Raw genomic sequence first — 4,250 nt, 5'->3', positions numbered from 1 at the left:
CCCTTAGAATCCATTTATTTGAATTTTAAGGGCTTTAACTTTATTTTAAGTTATGATTTTTCTATTAGTTCTTTAATCATAGGATATATTACTTTAAATATTAAATACCCTATAATAGCTCCTAAAACATTCAGAATAATATCATCAATATCTACCGATCTGTAATTATATCCTATGATGGTATTTATTATAAATTGAGTTAGCTCTATGCATATACTAAATATAAGTCCTGCAATAGTAATTTCTTTTAATTTTATATGTTTTTTTAATATTGGCGCATAAAATCCAACTGGAATGAACATGATTATGTTTCCTATTATTTGCTTTAAAGATGCCATTAAGGCATTGTTTTTCATATCCACAATTAGATTTTCATATGTAGTTTTTAAAGGGATAAAATTATTAAGTTGACCTAAGTTATATGTTATATTTAATTGTATTTCTTCGGGTTGAATTGGAATAGGAAATATCGTTATACCTATAACTAAACATATATATATTCCGAAACTATAACATAGTATTTTTTTTATATTAGTATCAAACTTAGCAAATTTAAAAAATAGTAATGTATAAATTAAAAGAAAAGGAATTAAAAAATATTTGAATAAAAACATATATTAGATCCTCCGAATTCTAATAAGATCTTGTTCCGCCACCTTCTACATACAATCCATCTGATTTTTTCCAAAATTCAACTCCATACCTTTTACCTTTCTTAACTTTAAAAATCTCTGTACCTTGCTCATATTTTACAGGGGCATAGTCTACAAGTCCACCATCATCGTTATATACTTTAATAACAAATCCATCAGATCCTCCGAATGATCTAGTGTGTGTAGCAACGTATAAGTCATCTTTTGTAGAATAATTATATCCTATTGTCAACTGATGCTTAAATTTATAGGAAAAGCCTTTTGATGCTGCATATATTGAGGCAGGTATTAAAAACCCACTTAATAATAATGTTGTTGCCATAATTTTTTTTGCTTTCATAATGAAGTCTCCTTAAATATTAATAAAATGTAAATTCCATATTTGACCAAAGAGATATGATAATATACCAATAATTAGAACTACTGGAATAATATATTTTTCTTTGAGTAATTAATATAGCATAAAAATATTTAAATATATAAAAAGTGGATTGAAATGGATTATTTTGGGATTGAAATAAAAAAATTAATAAAAAAAATTAATAAAAAAATAAAAATTTAAAAGAAGTTATTGTTATAAATTGTAAATAAAGTTAAAATATGAATATAACAAAATAAAAAAGCACTCAAAAGAGTGCTTTATATTTAACTTCGGTTCTCTAAATCGTTTGGCGACGATTTAAGGTAACTACAGGTAGTGGAATACCATGAAGTTAAGGAATTTAGCCTTCGTCGGATAGCAGGAACTATCCTCGGAAAGTTGACCCAACCAAAGTAGTTTATGTTATTAATATATACATAAGTATATAAGTATAAACACTTTAAGTCAATATAAATTAGACCTTAACGCTCTAGGAATTTCCCTAGGGCGTTTTTTAATTTCAAAACTGAATATATTACATAAAAAATATAGTGGAATACCTAGAAAACCACTTAAAAAAGACTAGCCGTAGTGGGGAACAAGGCAAAAGACCAAGGTCGCAACAGCTCGGCGATATAAGATCCTTCAACTTATTTTGTATTGTCGTCATTGGGTAAAACGCATCAAGCCCAAGTAAAATATATGAGGTGCGGGGGATAGCGATTCATAGAAAAACTACAATAAAATTTCTATGAATGTGGCTCGAGTTAGATGTCAGTAGTTGGACATGCTAACAGGTAGGTAGAATATAAAACTTTGTAAAAAAGTTTAAGCTAGTTGGCTATGTACTAGTAAAAAGTTACCATAAAACAAGTTGAATCTATAACTAACCTTGTGATCAAAGGATGCCGACGGATTATGTTATAGTTAGGGTTTCCTATGCTGATTTTTCAGTAGGGAAACTCTGCCCATCTACACCTCTGGATTATATTTGCGAGTACGCAAAGTCAAGTGAATTATCGAAAACTTTAGTTCTTTGAAGACTTAAAAAAACAAAAAAACTAAAAAGCAAATAGAACAAAAGAGTTAAAACTAAACACCCCTTTTGGGGTTTCGTTTTAACTCTGCGTTAGCAATAACTGAGAGCCGAAGGTTGAAGGCGTTAGTAGCCGATAGGCTTATGTAATAGTTGTAAAAATTATACTTTTACTTTTTTTATGTATCTACGTTTGCACTCTTAAAGAGAAAAAAAGGATGTCCTATATTATGTAAAAGTATGTAAAAAATATGTACTGTTTTATGTACTGTTTCTTGTAAAATGAGTCATTTTTTGTGCCCATAAAAAATACTAAAAAACACACAGATTTACTAGGCTTTGCCTAGTTGACTTTCGCAGAAAGGCACAAAATCTCCTTATGCTCTTTTTCTCTGAAGGCTCTTGTAGAGGGCTTTTTAATTTTTATAGAAAATATTAAAAGGATTTTGTAATACATTTGTAATATACTACAAATGTATTACAAATAAAATTTGATTACTCTGAGGTAGATAAAATGATTAAAGAAGAATTTTTAGAATTAGATATAGATAAAAAAATTGAGTACCTAAATGAAAAATTAAGTGAAGGTCAAACTGTAATTCGCATTAGAGAAGATCTAGGAATTGGAGAAAAATTTCTTCAAAAAATTGTTAAAGAAAATGGATATAAATATTTTCAAAAAGAAAAAAGATATTACAAAGAAAATACAAATGTATTACAAAAAAATATAACTCATGGAAAAGAAATTTTTGATTTAGATTACAAAGATACCACAAATGTATTACAAAATTATAAAGATGATTTATTAGACATAGTTAAAGCAAAGAAAGAAATATTTGAAGTCATAAATGCTTTTAAAGAAAATAATTTGTATTACAAAGATATTACAAATGTAATAGAAGTAGTTGCTAGTAATGAAATACAAATTAAAGATTTTAATAGTGAAGCAAAAGGAACTTCATTTAGAGTTTATGGTGAAACATTAACTAAATGGAAAGAGTTTTGTAATAAAAATAAAAAATATAATAACCAAGATCTAGTGTCTATGGCATTGGAAGAATACATGGAAAAGTATAAGTAATATTTAAATAAACAACCGTAAATCATGGTTGAAAAATACAACAGAATCTTCTTAGGATGAAAATAATAAAGTTAAGGATAAATAGGCTATGTAGTTTCAAAATAAGTCTTAAAATCGAAAATAGGGCTTTATTAGCTAATAAAATAAAGAAAGGGCGAACTTAATAAAATTAAGTTTGCCCTTTCTTTATTTTTAAAGATATTTAAAGTGTTGAAAACACTAGATTTATTTAAACTATTCCCTAAACGTAAATTTTAGGTATTGTTACCGTATTGGTAAATATTTACATATTTGTTATAATAATTAAATCAAGTTATAAATAAAGGCGAGTTATAGATTATGGAATGTAAAAAGTGTAAAAATGAAATGAAGAAAGTAACTTTGCAACTGGAGCTGTCCCAACACAACCGTATCTATGGTATAAGAAAAAAGAAGTAATGTTTCTTGCTATGTTTGCGTTGAATGTGGAAAGATAGAATTAATAGCGGATGAACCACAGATATTTAAGAATATTTAACTAGTTCATAAACTGAAATTTTAAGACTTGTTAAAACTATAAACTTTATTCTAATGTATTTAAATCTATTATAATTATTGGAATTTAAACAAAGCAACTAAGGGTTGCTAATATTCTCTTATTACGTTCTTTACAATTTATTAGCATTAAATCAATAATAAGTTATTAAAACTTTAGAGAGGATACAGAGATGAAAATTCAAGAAAAGATAAAGAAAAATAGACAAAAAAACAATTGGTCACAAGATGATCTAGCCAAAAAATTAAATATATCAAGGCAAGCTATATCCAAATGGGAAACAGGTGAATCTATACCTGATGTAGATAAATTAGTTCTTATGAGTGAAATATTTGACATTACACTAGATGAACTAATTAAAGGTGAAAAACCAAAACAACCACTTATTGTTGAAGAAAAAAGTAAAAAGGGAAGAACTATAGGGGATTTTTTATACTCTCATTGGTGGTTATTTACAGGAATGATGTGGTATTTTCTATCAATATTAGCACAAAAATGGACTTAAAAATTAAATTAGTTCTAAAAACTTATTTCGAGTAGTCTAGTAAAAAAGCCCTTAGAATCCATTTATTTGAATTTTAAGG

General features: G+C 26.9%; 4 protein-coding genes. 2 read left to right on the top strand and 2 right to left on the bottom strand.

Translation table 11 applies throughout. From position 1 onward, the window contains the following. Positions 1–50 precede the first annotated feature (50 nt). Together JWF52_RS16440 and JWF52_RS16435 are read right to left on the bottom strand one after the other, a co-directional pair. Positions 51–614, bottom strand: coding sequence for a VanZ family protein (locus JWF52_RS16440; RefSeq protein WP_208334600.1), 564 nt, complete (start codon positions 612–614; stop codon positions 51–53). Positions 615–633: 19 nt separating this feature from the next. Continuing rightward, a complete protein-coding gene (locus tag JWF52_RS16435; protein WP_208334599.1) occupies positions 634–993 on the bottom strand; it encodes a hypothetical protein in 360 nt (119 codons plus the stop codon). A 1,571-nt stretch (positions 994–2,564) separates the two neighbouring features. On the opposite strand from JWF52_RS16435, the gene JWF52_RS16430 reads away from it, so the two are divergent. Both JWF52_RS16430 and JWF52_RS16425 read left to right on the top strand, forming a co-directional pair. Then, positions 2,565–3,131 (top strand): hypothetical protein, encoded by a 567-nt coding sequence (locus JWF52_RS16430; RefSeq protein WP_208334598.1) that lies wholly within the window; start codon positions 2,565–2,567, stop codon positions 3,129–3,131. Positions 3,132–3,838: 707 nt separating this feature from the next. Further along, positions 3,839–4,171 (top strand): helix-turn-helix domain-containing protein, encoded by a 333-nt coding sequence (locus JWF52_RS16425; protein ID WP_208334597.1) that lies wholly within the window; start codon positions 3,839–3,841, stop codon positions 4,169–4,171. The last annotated feature ends 79 nt before the right edge of the window (positions 4,172–4,250 follow it).

The organism is Clostridium sp. CCUG 7971 (assembly GCF_017590215.1).
Taxonomy (GTDB): Bacteria; Bacillota; Clostridia; order Peptostreptococcales; family Peptostreptococcaceae; genus Faecalimicrobium.
Note: the sequence above shows the minus strand (reverse complement) of the source record. Positions and strands in the feature narration are given on the sequence as shown.